Source organism: Demequina rhizosphaerae, assembly GCF_000971255.1.
Lineage (GTDB): Bacteria > Actinomycetota > Actinomycetes > Actinomycetales > Demequinaceae > Demequina > Demequina rhizosphaerae.
This window is the reverse complement of the sequence record NZ_BBMC01000002.1, coordinates 677,733-693,487: the sequence shown is the minus strand read 5'-3', so window position 1 is coordinate 693,487 and position 15,755 is coordinate 677,733. Positions and strand designations below refer to the sequence as shown.

At 72.3% G+C, this 15,755-nt stretch carries 15 protein-coding genes and 1 tRNA gene; 11 read left to right on the top strand and 5 right to left on the bottom strand.

Annotated elements, in window-relative coordinates:
- Window positions 1–35 precede the first annotated feature (35 nt).
- Window positions 36–1,031: a Gfo/Idh/MocA family protein gene (locus AOM07_RS03325; protein ID WP_062311352.1), complete on the top strand. Its 996-nt coding sequence runs from the start codon at window positions 36–38 to the stop codon at window positions 1,029–1,031.
- Window positions 1,032–1,083: 52 nt separating this feature from the next.
- Here AOM07_RS03325 and AOM07_RS03320 read toward each other — a convergent pair whose 3' ends face one another.
- Window positions 1,084–1,788 carry a hypothetical protein gene (locus AOM07_RS03320; protein ID WP_062311351.1) on the bottom strand — a complete coding sequence of 235 codons (705 nt, stop codon included), beginning with the start codon at window positions 1,786–1,788 and terminating at the stop codon, window positions 1,084–1,086.
- Between the two features lie 177 nt (window positions 1,789–1,965).
- On the opposite strand from AOM07_RS03320, the gene tmk reads away from it, so the two are divergent.
- From tmk to AOM07_RS03300, 4 genes are all read left to right on the top strand, one after another.
- Window positions 1,966–2,649 (top strand): dTMP kinase, encoded by a 684-nt coding sequence (tmk, locus tag AOM07_RS03315; protein ID WP_062311350.1) that lies wholly within the window; start codon window positions 1,966–1,968, stop codon window positions 2,647–2,649.
- Window positions 2,646–3,794, top strand: coding sequence for a DNA polymerase III subunit delta' (locus tag AOM07_RS03310; RefSeq protein ID WP_062311468.1), 1,149 nt, complete (start codon window positions 2,646–2,648; stop codon window positions 3,792–3,794). Before tmk ends, AOM07_RS03310 begins: the two co-directional genes overlap by 4 nt.
- 9 nt (window positions 3,795–3,803) lie before the next feature.
- Window positions 3,804–5,354 (top strand): alpha/beta hydrolase, encoded by a 1,551-nt coding sequence (locus AOM07_RS03305; protein WP_062311348.1) that lies wholly within the window; start codon window positions 3,804–3,806, stop codon window positions 5,352–5,354.
- A gap of 60 nt (window positions 5,355–5,414) precedes the next feature.
- Window positions 5,415–5,487 (top strand) — tRNA-Thr (locus AOM07_RS03300).
- Window positions 5,488–5,634: 147 nt separating this feature from the next.
- Here AOM07_RS03300 and AOM07_RS03295 read toward each other — a convergent pair.
- Window positions 5,635–6,807 carry a 4-hydroxybenzoate 3-monooxygenase gene (locus AOM07_RS03295; protein ID WP_062311346.1) on the bottom strand — a complete coding sequence of 391 codons (1,173 nt, stop codon included), beginning with the start codon at window positions 6,805–6,807 and terminating at the stop codon, window positions 5,635–5,637.
- Between the two features lie 90 nt (window positions 6,808–6,897).
- Window positions 6,898–7,650, bottom strand: coding sequence for an IclR family transcriptional regulator (locus AOM07_RS03290; protein ID WP_062311467.1), 753 nt, complete (start codon window positions 7,648–7,650; stop codon window positions 6,898–6,900).
- Window positions 7,651–7,690: 40 nt separating this feature from the next.
- Between AOM07_RS03290 and AOM07_RS03285 the strand changes: the two genes are divergently transcribed.
- A complete protein-coding gene (locus AOM07_RS03285) occupies window positions 7,691–8,341 on the top strand; it encodes a nucleotidyltransferase domain-containing protein (protein WP_062311344.1) in 651 nt (216 codons plus the stop codon).
- Here AOM07_RS03285 and AOM07_RS03280 read toward each other — a convergent pair.
- Window positions 8,332–9,249, bottom strand: a complete 918-nt coding sequence (locus AOM07_RS03280; protein WP_062311342.1) for a LysR family transcriptional regulator — start codon at window positions 9,247–9,249, stop codon at window positions 8,332–8,334. The two genes, AOM07_RS03285 and AOM07_RS03280, sit on opposite strands and share 10 nt — an antisense overlap.
- 104 nt (window positions 9,250–9,353) lie before the next feature.
- On the opposite strand from AOM07_RS03280, the gene AOM07_RS03275 reads away from it, so the two are divergent.
- From AOM07_RS03275 to AOM07_RS03260, 4 genes are read left to right on the top strand one after another with little or no spacing between them, the layout of a single operon-like run.
- Entirely contained in the window at window positions 9,354–10,328 is a 975-nt protein-coding gene (locus AOM07_RS03275) for an amidohydrolase family protein (RefSeq protein ID WP_228374361.1), read from the top strand.
- A 1-nt stretch (window position 10,329) separates the two neighbouring features.
- The gene (locus AOM07_RS03270) at window positions 10,330–11,673 is read left to right on the top strand and encodes a protocatechuate 4,5-dioxygenase subunit alpha/beta (RefSeq protein WP_084830057.1); all 1,344 of its coding nucleotides are present in this window, start codon (window positions 10,330–10,332) and stop codon (window positions 11,671–11,673) included.
- Window positions 11,670–12,626 carry a Gfo/Idh/MocA family oxidoreductase gene (locus tag AOM07_RS03265; protein WP_062311340.1) on the top strand — a complete coding sequence of 319 codons (957 nt, stop codon included), beginning with the start codon at window positions 11,670–11,672 and terminating at the stop codon, window positions 12,624–12,626. The genes AOM07_RS03270 and AOM07_RS03265 overlap by 4 nt, the downstream gene beginning before the upstream one ends.
- A complete protein-coding gene (locus AOM07_RS03260; protein WP_228374360.1) occupies window positions 12,623–13,597 on the top strand; it encodes an aldo/keto reductase in 975 nt (324 codons plus the stop codon). Before AOM07_RS03265 ends, AOM07_RS03260 begins: the two co-directional genes overlap by 4 nt.
- Before the next feature lie 24 nt (window positions 13,598–13,621).
- Here AOM07_RS03260 and AOM07_RS03255 read toward each other — a convergent pair whose 3' ends face one another.
- Entirely contained in the window at window positions 13,622–14,635 is a 1,014-nt protein-coding gene (locus AOM07_RS03255; RefSeq protein WP_169748122.1) for an AraC family transcriptional regulator, read from the bottom strand.
- Between the two features lie 131 nt (window positions 14,636–14,766).
- Here AOM07_RS03255 and AOM07_RS03250 point away from each other — a divergent pair, with 131 nt between their 5' ends.
- Window positions 14,767–15,750: an NAD(P)-dependent alcohol dehydrogenase gene (locus tag AOM07_RS03250; RefSeq protein WP_062311336.1), complete on the top strand. Its 984-nt coding sequence runs from the start codon at window positions 14,767–14,769 to the stop codon at window positions 15,748–15,750.
- The last annotated feature ends 5 nt before the right edge of the window (window positions 15,751–15,755 follow it).

The following is a 15,755-nucleotide window of genomic DNA, read 5'->3' as shown; positions in this document are numbered from 1 at the left end:
GCCCGGGCGCCGCATCGTCCCCCTATGCTGGCCGTATGAGTGCACCGCTGCCCATGTCCGCGCCCGCCGTCCGCTGGGGCATCCTCGGCGCCGGCGGCATCGCCCGCAAGCTCGCCGACGCCGTCACGCACTACACGGACTCGTCCGTGGTCGCGGTCGGCTCGCGCGACGAGGCGAGGGCCCAGGCCTTCGCCGACGCCGCCGGCATCCCGACCGCCTACGGCTCGTACGAGCAGCTGGTCGCGGACCCGGACATCGACGTCGTCTACGTCGCCACCCCGCACAGCCACCACCATGAGCACACGCTGCTCGCGATCGAGGCCGACAAGCACGTCCTGTGCGAGAAGGCCTTCACCCAGAACGCCGCGCAGGCGCGCGAGGTGGTCGCCGCGGCCCGCGCCAAGGGCGTGTTCGTCATGGAGGCGATGTGGACCCGGCACCTGCCGCACGTCCACGCGCTCCGCGAGCTCATCGCGCGCGGCGAGATCGGCGACCTCGTCTCGGTCCAGGCGGACCACGGCCAGATGCTCACGCACGTCGAGCGCATGTGGAACCCGGCGCTCGCGGGCGGTGCGCTGCTCGACCTCGGCGTCTACCCGATCGCCTTCGCGCACGACCTCCTCGGCGTGCCCGACAAGATCACCGCGACCGGCCGCCTCCGCGAGACCGGCGTCGACGGCCAGGCGTCGATGATCTTCGACTACGAGCACGCGCAGGCGATCCTCACCACGACGATGGAGGCGCGCACCCCGTGCATGGCGCTCATCGGCGGCACCGAGGGCCGCGTCGAGGTGCACGACACCTTCTACACGCCCACGTCCTTCACCGTCACCCGGCTCGACGGCACGTCATGGACGTACGACGGCACGCTGCCCAACGGCTTCCAGTTCGAGGCCGCCGAGGTCGCGCGCCGCATCCACGCGGGCGACACCGAGAGCCCGCTGCTCACGCTCGACCAGTCCATCGAGATCATGGAGATCATGGACGAGGTCCGCATGCAGATCGGCCTGCGCTACCCGAACGAGGTGTAGCGCGGATGGACGATGCGGCGGCCGGGTGGGCGCCGCATCGTCCGTCGTGTGCTCAGCCCGTGAAGGTCGGCGTCGCCGCGACGGGGGCCGCGGCCTCGGCCTCCGCCTCGACGACCGTCTCCTCGACGGCCGCGTCCTCGAGCCACTCGCGCACGCTCGGGTCCTCGTCGACGTCCGGGATCTCCTCGAAGAGGTCCTCGATGAGGCCCTCGCCGAAGGTCAGCGCGAACACCGAACTCCCGCCGAGGATCCCGCCCGGGGGCAGCTCCTCGAAAGTCTCGGCCTCGAGCAGTGCCGGGTTCATCCAGGCGGCGTCGAAGCCGAACTCGTAGGACTCGACCCCCGCGAAGAGGTCGGTGCCCCCGAAGAGGTCGTCGCTCACGAGCGACACGTCCTCGAGCACCGGGCCGTTGTAGAAGAACACCGACATCGCCGCGATCATCACCTCGCACTCCTCGCCCGTGCCGGTGATGGTGGCGGTGCTCGCCACGAGGTCGATGTCGACCTCGAGGTCGCCGCACACGTCGTCGGACTCGGGCAGCACATCCGCCGCGGTGAGCTCGGGGCCGTCCCCGACGATCACGTCGTCGACGAGCAGCATCTTCATGAGGAGGTCCTCGCTCGGGGCCACGAGCAGGGCCATGATGCCGACGTGGATCTCGGGGTCGTCGGTCGCCGAGGCGGCGGTCGAGGTGCCGAGCAGGGCGGCGGTGGCGACGGCCGCGCCGGCGGCCGTCGCAAGGGTGCGGTGATGCACGTGGGTTCCCCTCAGAGTCAAGAAAAGCCCGGTGTCACCTGCGATGATGCGGTGCCGGGCAAGCAGAATGTACAGCCTGCGGGACCCTCGGGGGAGCACGTGCTCGCGTCGGGTTCTTCGGGGTGTCGCGCATCGTCCCGGGTGAAGAGCGTCGGACCCGCCCGGTAGATTCATCCCATGGCATACGCGGGCTTCTGGGTGGTGTTCGAAGGGGCCGACGGCGTGGGCAAGACCACGCAGGTCGACCTGCTCGCGGAGTACCTGCGATCCGACGCGGGAGGCGGCCGCGAGGTGGTCACCACGCGCGAGCCCGGCGGGACCCCGCTGGGCGTCGAGCTGCGCCAGGCGATCATGCACGGCGACCACGTCGCTCCCCGCGCCGAGGCGCTGCTCTACGCCGCCGACCGCGCCCACCACATCGCCACCAAGGTGCGCCCCGCGCTCGAGGACGGCGCCGTGGTGCTGCAGGACCGCTACCTCGACTCGTCGGTGGTCTACCAGGGAGGAGCCCGCGGCCTCGGCGACGAGGTCGAGCGCATCTCGCTGTGGGCGACCGAGGGTCTGCTGCCCGACCTCACCATCGTGCTCGACATGGAGCCCGACGCCTCGCGCATGAGCCGCGACCTCGACCGCGTCGAGCGGGAGACCATCGCCAAGGCCGCCGAGATGCGTGCCGCCTTCCTCGCGCGCGCGGCGCTCGACCCCGGCCGCTACGCCGTGGTCGACGCGGCCCGCCCGGTGGCGACGGTCCAGGGGTCGGTGGTCGTCGCGGTGCTCGAGGCGATCGCGGCCAAGGCCGCGAGGGAGGCCGATGCGGCGGCCGGGTCGGACCTGGGCGTCGAGCCGTGGGGGACGCCGTGACGGTCTGGGACGAGGTCGTCGGCCAGGAGCGTCAGGTCGGGCCGCTGCGCGCCGCGATCGACGACCCGGGCTCGATGACCCACGCGTGGCTCATCACCGGCCCGCCCGGATCCGGGCGCTCGTACGCCGCGCGCGCCTTCGCCGCCGCCCTCCAGTGCGAGCGCGGCGGCTGCGGCGAGTGCCGCGCGTGCACCACCGCGCTGTCCGGCTCGCACGCCGACGTCACCCTCGTCGCCACGGAGAAGGTCACCATCTCCATCGACGAGGTGCGCGACCTCATCGGGCTCGCGGCCACCTCGCCGAGCCAGGGGCGCTGGCGGGTCATCGTCGTCGAGGACGCCGACCGCATGACCGAGCGCACCTCGAACGTGCTGCTCAAGTCCATCGAGGAGCCGCCCGCGCGCACCGTCTGGGTGCTGTGCGCGCCCAGCCCGCAGGACGTCGCGGTCACCATCCGCAGCCGCTGCCGCATCGTCGGCCTGCGCACCCCCGACCCCCAGGACGTCGCCCGCCTGCTGACCGAGCGGGACGGCATCGAGCCCGCGCTCGCGCTCGAGTGCGCGCTCGCGGCGCAGAGCCACATCGGCATCGCGCGCCGCCTCGCCCGCAACCCCGACGCACGCGCCCGCCGCGACCAGGTGCTCGCGCTCGCGACCGACATCCGCGGCGTGGGCGACGCGATCTTCGCCGCGGCGGACCTCGTCGAGGTCGCCGACGCCGACGCGAAGGCCGCTACCGAGGAGCGCGACGCCGAGGAGAAGGCGCAGCTCATGACCACCCTCGGCGTCGAGGACGGCGGCCGCATCCCGCCCGCGCTGCGCGCGCAGCTGCGCCAGCTCGAGGAGGACCAGAAGCGCCGCGCCACTCGCCACAAGCGCGACGTGCTCGACCGCGCGATCACCGATCTCATGTCGCTCTACCGCGACGTCGCCGTCGCGCAGACCGGCGCGACCGTGCCGATGGTCAACCTCGCGCACGAGGGCCACGTCCGGGACCTCGCCGAGCGGACCACGCTCGCGGACACGATGCGCTGCCTCGACGCGCTCGGCACCGCCCGCGAGCGGCTCGCCGGCAACGTGGCGCCGCTGCTCGCCCTCGAGGCGATGGCGCTCGACCTGCGGCCGCGCACCCCGAGCCGTCGTTAGGGTGGCGGGATGAAACGCCGCCTCGCCGCGGTCGCCGCGCTGGTGGCCGCATCGTCCCTCCTCGGCGCCTGCACCGCGGACCGGACGCAGATCGAGCCCTCCGACCCCTCGGTCACCGGCCTGCTGTCCCAGGCGCCCAGCGGCGACCCGGTCGCCCCCGACGACTCGCCCGTCTACGACCAGACCGTGTCCTGGGAGAAGTGCGGCGCGCTCGAGTGCGCGACCATCCAGGTCCCGCTCGACTGGACCGACCCCGCCGGCCAGACCGTCGACCTCGCGATCAACCGCTCGCAGGCCACCGACGCGAACGCGCGGATCGGCAGCCTCCTCATCAACCCGGGCGGCCCCGGCGGCAGCGGCCTCGACCTCACCGAGTCCTTCGTGGCGATGGCGGGGGACGATGTGCTGGCGTCGTACGACATCATCGGCTTCGACCCGCGCGGGGTGGGGGAGTCCAGCCCCCTCGCGTGCGGCGACGCGGACGTCATCGACGACTACTACCTCACGGACCTCACGCTCGACACCGAGGCCGCGATCGCCGACGCGCGTCAGGCGACCACGGACTTCGCGGAGGGCTGCCGCGAGCTCAGCGGGCCGCTCATCGAGAACGTCGACACGTCGTCCGCCGCGCGCGACATGGATGTCATCCGTGCGCTGGTGGGGGACCAGGAGCTCCACTACCTCGGCTACTCGTACGGCACCCAGCTCGGGGCCGTCTACGCCGAGCTCTACCCGGACCGCGTGGGACGGATGGTCCTCGACGGCGCCGTCGACTTCACGCTGCCGGTCGAGGAGCAGGCCGCCGGCCAGGCGCGCGGCTTCGAGGGCGCGCTGATGAACTTCATCGACTGGTGCCTCGACCAGGACACCTGCCCGCTGTCGGGCTCCCGCGAGCAGGCGCGCCAGCAGGTCTACGACATCGCGATCCAGGCGCGCGACGAGGGCTACGAGTCGCTCGACGGCGACCCCGTCAACGGCAACCTCATGATCTACGGCATGGTCATCACGATGTACGACGAGGGCTCGTGGATCTACCTCGAGGCCGGCCTCGACGAGGTGATGAGCCGCGGCACCGCGGACATCTTCTACCAGCTGGCCGGCTTCTACCTGGACAAGGACCCGACCAGCGGCGACTACATGTCGAACTCCCAGTGGGCGTTCACGTCGATCGGCTGCCTCGACGGCGGCGAGGCGGAGCAGTTCACCGTGGACTCGCTCGCGGACTTCCGCGACCAGATGGAGGAGGTCTCGCCCACGTTCGGCTGGTGGTTCGCCTCGTCGCTGGGCTGCGACGGCTGGCCGTGGATCGCGAAGGAGCCGGTGACGGCGCTCGAGGCCGCGGACGACGCGGCGCCCATCCTGGTGATCGGCACGACGAACGACCCGGCGACGCCGTACTCGTGGGCCGAGTCGCTCAGCGAGCAGCTCGCGAGCTCGACCCTGCTCACGTACGAGGGCGAGGGCCACACCGCGTACGGACGCTCGAACCAGTGCATCGTCGACGCGGTCGACGGCTACCTCGTGGACGGCGAGATGCCGGTTTCAGGATTGCGCTGCTGAGGCGCTATCATGTCTTTCCGTGCCCTCAGGGGCATGGACGCGATCCCTCGGGACCGCACCGCCGCCTTAGCTCAGTCGGCAGAGCGATTCACTCGTAATGAATAGGTCGTGGGTTCGATTCCCACAGGCGGCTCGTTCGGAAACGGCCCGGCTCCCTCAGGGGAGCCGGGCCGTTTCGCGTTCCCCCGCTTCTGCGCGCTGCGAGGTGCTCAGCGCCCGGAATCGCTGATTCTGGGCAGTCAGCACCTCCCAGCGCGCTGCACTGCGGTCGAACGCGGCCTCAGCCCATCGGCCAGCCCGTGTAGCCCTCGGCGAGGTAGGTGCGCCCCGCCTCGGACTCGACCACCGACCGCAGCTCGCCCAGCTGGCGCAGCCGGTCGAAGTCGGAGGCGTCGGGCGCGACGTGCAGCATGCTCGTCATCCACCACGAGAAGTGCTGCGCCTTCCAGATGCGGTCGCGCGCCGCATCGGCCCACCCGTCGATGGGCGCCTCGTCCGACCGGAGCAGCAGCGCCTCGAGCGCCCGCGCGAGCAGGATCACGTCCGCGACGGCGAGGTTCATGCCCTTCGCGCCGGTCGGCGGCACGGTGTGGGCGGCGTCGCCGACGATCGCGACCCGCCCGTGACGCAGGTCGCGGGCCACGAAGGACCGGAAGCGCAGCACGTCGCGCTGGAAGATCGGCCCCTCGACGAGCGTGGTGCCGGGCACCCGTTGCTGCAGCGTGTCCCAGATCTCGGCCTCGCTCATCGCCCCCGCGTCGGCGGTCGGGTCGCACTGGAAGTACATGCGCTGCACCGTGGGCGACCTCTGGCTGATGAGCGCGAAGCCGTCGGGGGAGTTGGAGTAGATGAGCTCGTCGGCGCTGGGCGCCGCCTCGCAAAGGATGCCGAACCAGGCGAACGGGTACTCGCGGAAGTAGCCGGCATGGGATCCGGACATCGCCTTGCGCACGACCGAGTGCGACCCGTCCGCGCCCACCACGAAGTCCGCCTCGACCTCGAACGGCACCCCCGCATCGTCCATGGCGACGATGCGCGGGCTGGTGGTGTCGACGCCCTCGACCGCGGTCGCTATCACGCCGAAGCGGAGGTCCTGTCCGGCGGCCAGCCGCGCCGCGAGGAGGTCCTTGAGCGCCTCGTGCTGCGGGTAGAGCCACACGGACCGGCCCGCGAGGCCGGGGAAGTCGATCCGGTGCCCGGCGCCCTCGAAGCGCAGCTCGATGCCGTCGTGGCGCTGCCCGACGGTGTGCACGCGCGAGCCCTCGATGGTCGCGAGGAGATCCACCGTGCCCTGCTCGAGGATGCCGGCGCGGATGGTGGACTCGATGTCCTCGCGCGAGCGCTGGTCGAGGATGATCGAGTCGATGCCCGCCTCGGCGAGCAGGTGCGACAGGACGAGGCCCGCGGGTCCCGCGCCGACGATGGCGACCTGGGTGCGAACGGCTGAGGTCATGATGTCTCCTTTGACACGATGCGACGCCCATTGTGCGGCGGGGGAACGCCCGAAGGCGGGCGGTTCCCATTGATTGGGAATCTATCTACCTCAGCGGGGCTCGGCGAGCGCGCGCTCGACCTCGAGCGCGGCGCGATGCAGCTCCTCGAGCGCGAGGCCCGGTGCGGCGTCGCGGGGGAGCACCGCCGAGAGCGCCGCCATCGCGCGACCGCCGCGGTCGCGCACCGGCACCGCGACGCCGGTGGAGATCTCCTCGATGAAGCCCGGCGCGATCGCATGCCCCAGCCGGCGCACCTCGGCGAGCTTGCGGCGCACCGCCGCCGGGTCGGTCGGGGTGTGGGCGGTGAGGCGCCGAAGCGGGCGGGAAAGCACGCGCTCCTGCACCTCCGGGTCTGCGAACGCCAGCAGCACGAGCCCGGAGGACGATGCGTGGAGCGGCAGGCGCCCGGCGATCCGGGTGATGTTCGCGCCGGCGTCCGGGCTGCTGAGCCTCTCGAGGAACAGGGCCTCGTCCTGCTCGAGGATCGCGAGCTGCGTGTGCTCGCGCACCCGCGCCTGGACCCGCTCCATCGCGGGCAGCGCCGCCTGCCGCACCCGCAGCGGGAGCGACGAGCGAGTGGCGAGCTCCCACAGGCGCACGCCCACGCGGATCCGTCCCTCGCCGTCGCGATCGAGCAGCCCGGCCTCCACGAGCTCGCCCACGAGGCGGTGCGCGGTCGACGACGGCAGCCCCGCGCGGCGGCCGATGTCGGCCGCGGTCTGCACGGTCCTCGTCGGCGTGAACGTCTCGAGGACCCGGACGAGCCGGTCGGTCGCCGAGTCGCCTGAGGGAGAGTTCGCCACGGCGGCAGGATGCCACAGCGCGCGGGGGTAGCCTCGGACCATGTCGCCGGCGACTCCGTCTCCCTCCGGACCCTGGTCCGCCCTCACCGCCGAGGCGGTGGCCCAGCTCCTCGGGTCCAGCCCCGCCCGCTGGTGGCTGTCCGGCGGCGCCGCGCTCGACCGCTGGGTCGGCTCACCGATACGTGAGCGCGAGAACATCGACATCAGCACCGTCCCCGCCGACCTGCCGGCCCTCCTCGACGTGCTGCCCGCGCGGTACACCGCCTGGGTGCCGGACGGCGACGGGGTGATGCCGATCGCCGACGCCGCGGAGGACGCCGATCTGCAGCCCGTGCTCGTCCACGACGACGATGCGGGGGCCTGGGTGCTGCGCGTCAACGTCGAGGACGGCGCTCCGCGGGCCTGGGTCTACCGCAGGGATCCGCGGCTGCAGCTGCCGTGGGATCGCGTCGTGCTCGACCTCGACGGCATCCCCACGGGCGCGCCCGAGGTGCAGCTTCTGTGGAAGGCCTTCAGCCCCCGGCCCGAGGACGATGCGGACAAGGACGCCGTGCTCCCGCACCTGTCCGAGGAGGCGCGTCGATGGTGGGAGCGGGCGATCCTCAGCATCCACCCGCACTCGTCGTGGTCCATCCCCGTGCGGACCCCGATGAACCCGGCGCGCGCGAGCTGGAACCGCCCTCAGCGCTGAGCGTCGTCGGTGAACTCGCCGCTGCTGACCGCGTGGAGCACGAGGCGTCGGAACCACCGCTGGGCGGGTGAGAGGTTCATCTCGCGGCGCGTGTAGAGCGCGACGGGCGAGCTCGTGCCCGGCCACGGCAGGTCGGCGGTCTCGAGGTCGGGGAACCAGCCGCAGAACACGTCCGCGACGTGGCGCGGCAGGAGCGCGACCAGGTCCGTCGAGGCCAGCACCGCGGGCACGGTGGAGTGCTCCTCCACCGTGAGCGCGACCTGCGGGACGAGGCCGTGCTCGACCAGCGCCTGCTTCGGGAACACGTGGCCGCCGCGTGTCGACACGCGGATGAAGCGACGCCCCTCGAACATCCGCGGCCCGGTGGGCGGCAGCGGGTGGCTCCTCGAGGTCAGCGCGACGTACTCGACGCCGCGCACCGGGGTGCGCCACAGGCGCGCGGTGTCCATGACCGAGACGGTGAGGGCGACGTCGATCGCGCCGCGGACGAGCTCCTCCTCGGCCACGTCGGCATCGAGGCGCTTCGCCACGAGGTGCGGGGCGGCCCGCTGCCTCCCCAGGGCCGCCATGATCGGCGGCAGGAAGGTCTGCTCGCCGATCGAGGTGAGGCCCAGGGTGAGCTCGCCGTCGAAGCCCTCGGGGTCGAAGTCGGCGCTGTCGGTCACGGTCGCGTCGATCTGGGCGAGCGCCTCGTGCAGCGGGCCGAACAGCTGCGTCGCGCGCGGGGTGGGCACCATGACGTGGCCCTCGCGGCGGAACAGGTCGTCGCCGAAGCGCTTGCGCAGGCGAGCGAGCGTGTAGCTGACGGTCGGCTGCGTCACGTGGAGCCGATCCGCCGCGCCGGTGAGGCTGCGCATCTCGTAGAGCACGACGAAGGTGCGGAGCTGGTTGAGGTCGGCCAGTGCCATGCATCGAATCTCTCTATGCGGCGTTGCTACAGAATCTATTGGACCACAGTGTGGCGCGAGCCTAGGGTGGGAATCGAGACCCGCGAGTGACAAGGACGCCACACGTGATCAAGGACATCCCCGGCCATCCGGCGCACGCCCCGGCGCGCCACGGCGAGACGACCGGCGGCTTCGAGAAGTCGCCGGGCTGGCTCGACTGGTACGACGGGCCCGCGACGCCCACCTTCCGCCTCCCCGCCGGCGCGGTCGACGCGCACTGCCACGTCTTCGGTCCCGGCGAGGAGTTCCCGTTCGCCCCGGAGCGCAAGTACACGCCGTGCGACGCCTCCGCCGCGCAGCTGTTCGCGCTGCGCGACCGGCTCGGCTTCGACCGCAACGTCATCGTCCAGGCCACGTGCCACGGTGCGGACAACCGCGCGCTAGTCGACGCGCTGCACCGCAGCGGCGGCCGCGCACGCGGCGTCGCCACCGTGCGCCGCGACGTCGCCGAGGAGGAGCTCGCCGAGCTGCACGCCGCCGGCGTCCGCGGCGTGCGCTTCAACTTCGTCAAGCGGCTTGTCGACCGCGTGCCCACCGACTCGCTCGACGAGATCGTCGCCAGGATCGCGCCGCTCGGGTGGCACGTCGTCATCTACTTCGAGGCCGAGGACCTGCCCGACCTCTACGACTTCTTCTCCGGCATCCCCACCGACGTCGTCGTCGACCACATGGGTCGCCCCGACGTGACGAAGGATCCCGACGGGCCGGAGTTCGACCTGTTCCTGCGCTTCATGCGCGAGAACCCCAACGTGTGGACCAAGGTGTCGTGCCCCGAGCGGCTCAGCGTCACCGGTCCCCGCGCGCTCGACGGCGAGCAGCACGCCTACACCGACGTGGTGCCGTTCGCCCGACGCGTGGTCGAGGAGTTCCCCGACCGCGTGCTGTGGGGCACCGACTGGCCCCACCCCAACCTCAAGGACCACATGCCCGACGACGGGCTGCTGGTCGACTACATCCCGCAGATCGCGACGACGCCCGAGCTGCAGCACAAGCTGCTGGTCGACAACCCCCAGCGCCTCTACTGGCCGGAAGGAGCATGACATGTCCCTCGACAAGCCGTACAAGGACATCCCCGGCACGATCATCTTCGACGCCGAGCAGGCCCGGAAGGGCTTCCACCTCAACCAGTTCTCGATGTCGCTGATGAAGCCGGAGAACCGCGAGCGCTACCTCGCCGACCGCGAGGCGTACCTCGACGAGTGGCCGCTGTCGCCCGCGCAGCGCCAGGCCGTGCTCGACCTCGACCTCAACGCGATGATGGCCGAGGGCGGCAACATCTACTTCCTCAGCAAGATCGGCGCGACCCACGGCATGAGCTTCCAGCAGATGGCGGGCTCGATGACCGGCATGAGCGAGGCCGCGTACCGCGACATGATGATCGGCGGCGGGCGCCGTCCCGAGGGCGTGAGGCTCAAGGACCTCGACGGCTGGACGCCGCCGTCGAAGGAGAAGGCCACCACGATGCGCCCGGACGCCCCGGCGAAGTACACGTCGGCGCTGTTCACCTCGCACGTGCCCGCGATCGGCGCCGCGATGGACCTCGGCAAGACCGAGGAGCCGTACTGGAAGAAGCTGTTCGCCGGCTACGAGTGGACCCGCAAGTGGGTGAAGGAGAACACCCCCGACGTCATCATCCTCATCTACAACGACCACGCCACGGCCTTCGACTCCACCATCATCCCGACGTTCGTGCTCGGCACGGGCGCGCACTACCCGGTCGCGGACGAGGGCTACGGGCCCCGCCCGGTGCCGGACGTCTACGGCCACCCCGAGCTGGCCGCCCACATCGCGCAGTCGGTGATCCAGGACGACTTCGACCTCACGCTCGTCAACGAGATGGTCGTGGACCACGGCCTCACGGTGCCGCTGTCGCTCGTCTTCGGCGACGTCGACGAGTGGCCGTGCAAGATCATCCCGCTGCCGGTCAACGTGGTGCAGTACCCGGTGCCGTCCGGGCGCCGCTGCTACGAGCTCGGCAAGGCGATCCGCCGCGCGCTCGACAAGTGGGACGGCGAGCCGCTGAACGTGCAGATCTGGGGCACCGGCGGCATGAGCCACCAGCTCCAGGGACCCCGCGCCGGCCTCATCAACGAGGAGTGGGACAACGCGTTCCTCGACCACCTCATCGCGGACCCGCTGGGCCTCACCGAGTGGCCGCACATGGAGTACGTCGACGAGGCCGGATCCGAGGGCATCGAGCTCGTCGACTGGCTCATCGCCCGCGGCGCGATGGATGATCAGTTCGAGGGAGGCGCCCCCAGCGTCGACCACCGCTTCTACCACGTGCCCGCCTCGAACACCGCGGTCGGCCACCTGGTGCTGAGCAACCCCGTGGCGCAGGCCACGCCCGCCGCCGACGAGCTTCCCCAGGAGGTCCATGCATGAGCAGCGACAAGGTCCGCATCGCCGTCGTCGGCGCCGCCGGAGCCTTCGGGATGAAGCACCTCGACGGCCTCGCCCACATCGAGGACGCCGAGGTGACCGTCGTCAGCGGCACCCGGCCCGAGCCGACGCAGGCCGTCGCGGAGAAGTACGGCGTGCCCACGGCCCTGCTCAGCTACGAGGAGGTGCTCGAGCGCGACGACGTCGACGCGGTCATCCTCGCGACCCCGACCGGGCTCCACGCCACCCAGACGCAGGCGGCGCTCGCGGCCGGCAAGCACGTCCAGGTCGAGATCCCGCTCGCGGACTCGCTCGCGGACGCCGAGGCCACGCTCGCCGCGGCCGAGGCGTCGGACCGGGTCGCGATGGTGGGCCACACGCGCCGCTTCAACCCGTCGCACCAGTGGGTCCACCAGCGGATCGCCTCCGGCGAGCTCGGCATCCAGCAGATGGACGTGCAGACGTACTTCTTCCGCCGGACCAACACCAACGCCAAGGGCGAGCCGCGCTCGTGGACCGACCACCTGCTGTGGCACCACGCCGCGCACACCGTGGACCTGTTCGCCTACCAGGCGGGACGCATCGTCCAGGCGAACGCGATCCAGGGGCCCATCCACCCCGAGCTCGGCATCGCGATGGACATGTCCATCCAGCTCAAGTCCGAGTCCGGCGCGATCTGCACGCTGTCGCTGTCGTTCAACAACGACGGCCCGTTCGGCACGTTCTTCCGCTACATCGGCGACACCGGCACCTACATCGCCCGCTACGACGACCTCGTCGACGGGCGGGAGGAGCCCATCGACGTGTCGCAGGTCGCGGTGAGCATGAACGGCATCGAGCTCCAGGACCGCGAGTTCGTCGCGGCCATCCGCGAGGACCGCGAGCCGAACTCCTCGCTGCGCCAGGTGATCGACTGCTACCGCGTGCTGGGCCAGCTGGAGGAGCAGCTCGCGTGAGCCTCCCCCGGATGGGCCTCGGCTGCATGGAGCTCAGCCATGCGTACGGCGTCGCGCCGTCGCCCGAGGACGGCGAGCGGATGCTCCGCGCCGCTCTCGACGACGGCGTGCGGCTGCTCGACACCGCGACGCTCTACGGCGGCGGCCGCAACGAGGAGCTGGTCGGGCGCGCGCTGAAGGGCCGGAGGGACGATGCGGTGCTCGCCAGCAAGGGCGGCATGGCGATGGTCGACGGCGTCAAGACGATCGACGGCCGGCCCGCGACCCTGAGGGCCCAGGTGGATGCCTCGCTCGGCCGGCTCGGCGTCGACCACATCGACCTCTACTACCTGCACCGCTGGGACAAGACCGTGCCGATCGCCGAGAGCGTCGGGGCGCTCGCGGAGGCGGTCGAGGCGGGCAAGATCGGCGCGATCGGGCTGTCGGAGGTGTCGGTCGCGCGCCTGCACGAGGCGCTCGAGGTCGCCCCGATCGCGGCCGTCCAGAACGAGTACTCGCTGTGGAGCCGCAACCCCGAGCTCGGCATGCTCGACGCGACCCGCGAGGCCGGCGTCGCGCTCGTCGCGTTCTCGCCCGTCGCGCGCGGCTTCCTCGCGGGCGGCGTCGCGGACCCGGAGGAACTCGCCCCGAAGGACATCCGCCGGAACATGCCGCGCTTCCAGCCGGACCACTGGCCGGCCAACGCCGCGCTGCTGCCCGCGTGGCACGCGCTCGCGGTCGAGGCGGGGTGCACCCCGGCGCAGCTCGCGCTCGCGTGGGTGCTGTCGCGGGGGTCGCACGTCGTGGCGATCCCCGGCACGACGAGCCTCGACCACCTCCGCGAGAACCGGGCGGCCGAGTCGCTGGCGGTCGCCCCCGAGATCCTGGCGAGGGCCGGCGACCTGATCGACACGGCGACCGTGTCGGGGCCGCGCTACAACGCCGCGCAGTCCGACGAGGTGGACGCGGAGGCCTTCGAGGACGCTGCGTAGCAGCGTCTCGGCCGGGAGGCGCGGCTACCGCGTCGCGGTACCCGCCGCATCGTTCCTGAAGGACGCCGGCGTCCGCCCGGTCCAGCCCTTGAACGCCCGCTGGAACGCGCTCTGGTCCGAGAACCCGGTGAGGAACGCGACCTCCGCGAGCGAGTGCCGCGAGTCCGCCAGCAGCGCCTCCGCGCCCTCGCGGCGTGCCCGTGCGGTGAGCGACTGGTATGTCTCGCCCTGCTCCGCGAGGCGACGGTGCAGCGTGCGCTCGCTCATGCCGAGGCGACGCGCGATCACCGCCCTCGTGGGGGGTCCGTCGGGCAGCAGGTCGGTGATGGTCGCGTGCACCGCGTCGACGAGCGACCGCTCGCCCTCCCGCGAGCGGAGGTCCTCGAGGTGGGCGATCAGGAACGAGGACAGGCCCTGGTCCGCCAGCCGGCCGCGGATCGCGAGCGTCGCGGCGTCGAGCTCGAGCGCGTTCCGCGGCGCGTCGAATGTCACAGGGCACCCGAAGTACGAGTGCGCATCCGTGATCGACGCCGGGCGTGGATGGCTGAACGTCACCGCGCGCGGCACCACGCGGCGCCCGGCGGCCTCGGACAGCATCGTCGTCACCGCCGCGAACGCGCACTCGTTGGCGAGCCTCGCGCCGCGCCGCGGCGCCGGCCGTGACAGCGTGAGCGTGGCGCCGCCGCCGGGCTCGTCGAGCAGCGCGTACTCGAGGGAGTCGCTCAGCAGCACGATGTAGCGCACCAGCCTGCGCAGCGCGTCGCCCACGGTATCGGCCGTCTTGAGCCCGAGCCCCAGGGCGCTGAAGTCGTCGGGGCGCAGCAGCGCGCCGTAGCGGTAGGGCAGCCCGTCGTCGTGCGGCAGCGTCGCCCGCTCGAGGACGTCGTAGTAGTCCTCCGCGTCCACGCGCTCCTGGGCCGCGCGCACCGGGTCCGCGTCCGGCGCCAGCCCGATGGTCGCCAGCAGCTCCTCCGGCGGGACCGGGGCGCTCGCGACCCGCGCGACGATCCTCACGACGGAGCTCCGGACGCTCGTCACGATGCGCATCCTCCCGTCCGGGATCGTGGGGTGCGGGTTGATCCACCGTAGTGCGGGGGTGGCCGCAACGGTCAACGGAACGGCCGTGGATGCCAAGACCAGGCCTCATGCCGCTTCCTAGCGTGAGCAGCATGAACACCACAGCACCCACCACCACCCGCACCGTCCAGCTCGACCGCTACGGCTCGCCCACCGAGCTCCGGCACCTCACGGTCGACATCCCCGCGCCGGCCGACGACCAGGTCGTCGTCCGCGTCCGCGCCGCCGGCATCAACCGCGGCGACGGCCTCGCCATCGCGGGCCTGCCCTACGCGGCCCGCCTGTCCTACGGCGTCACCCGCCCCAAGCGCCCCGTCCCGGGCACCGACGTGGCGGGCACCGTCGTCGCCGTCGGCGCCTCCGTGACCGCGTGGAGGCCCGGGGACGATGTGGTGGGCTGGGCCGTCGGCGCCTTCGCCGACCATGCGCTCGCCTCCGCATCGTCCCTGCTCGCCAAGCCCGAGGGCCTCACCTTCGAGGAGGCCGCCGCGCTTCCCACCGCCGCGGTCACCGCGCTCCAGGCGCTGGAGAGGGGCGGCATCGGGACGGCGCACCGCGTGCTCGTCCTGGGCGCCTCCGGCGGCGTCGGGTCGTTCGCGGTGCAGCTCGCCGCCGCGTGCGGCGCCGAGGTCACCGGCGTCTGCTCGACCCGCAACGTGGACCTGGTCCGGTCGCTCGGCGCCGACCGCGTCGTCGACTACACCGTCGAGGACGTCGCCGCGCTCCGCGGCTACGACCTCGTCGTCGACCTCGCCGGTCAGCTCCCGCTCACCCGCGCCCGCCGCCTGGCGAGGCGCGGCGGCGCCTACGTCGTCGTCGGCGGAGGCAAGGCGCGCACGCTCACCGGCATGCGTCGCTTCGTCGCGGCCGGGCTCCTGTCGCCGTTCGGCCCGCAGCGGCTGCGCCCGCTGTTCGCCACGCCCCGGCGCGAGGACCTCGCGACCGTGCTGTCTCACGCGGTCGACGGCCGCGTGCACCCGTCCGTCGAGGCCGCGTACGCCCTGCGCGACGCCGCCGACGCCGTCGACTTCGTCCACCGCGGGAAGGCCCGCGGCAAGGTCGTCCTCGTCCCCTGACACCC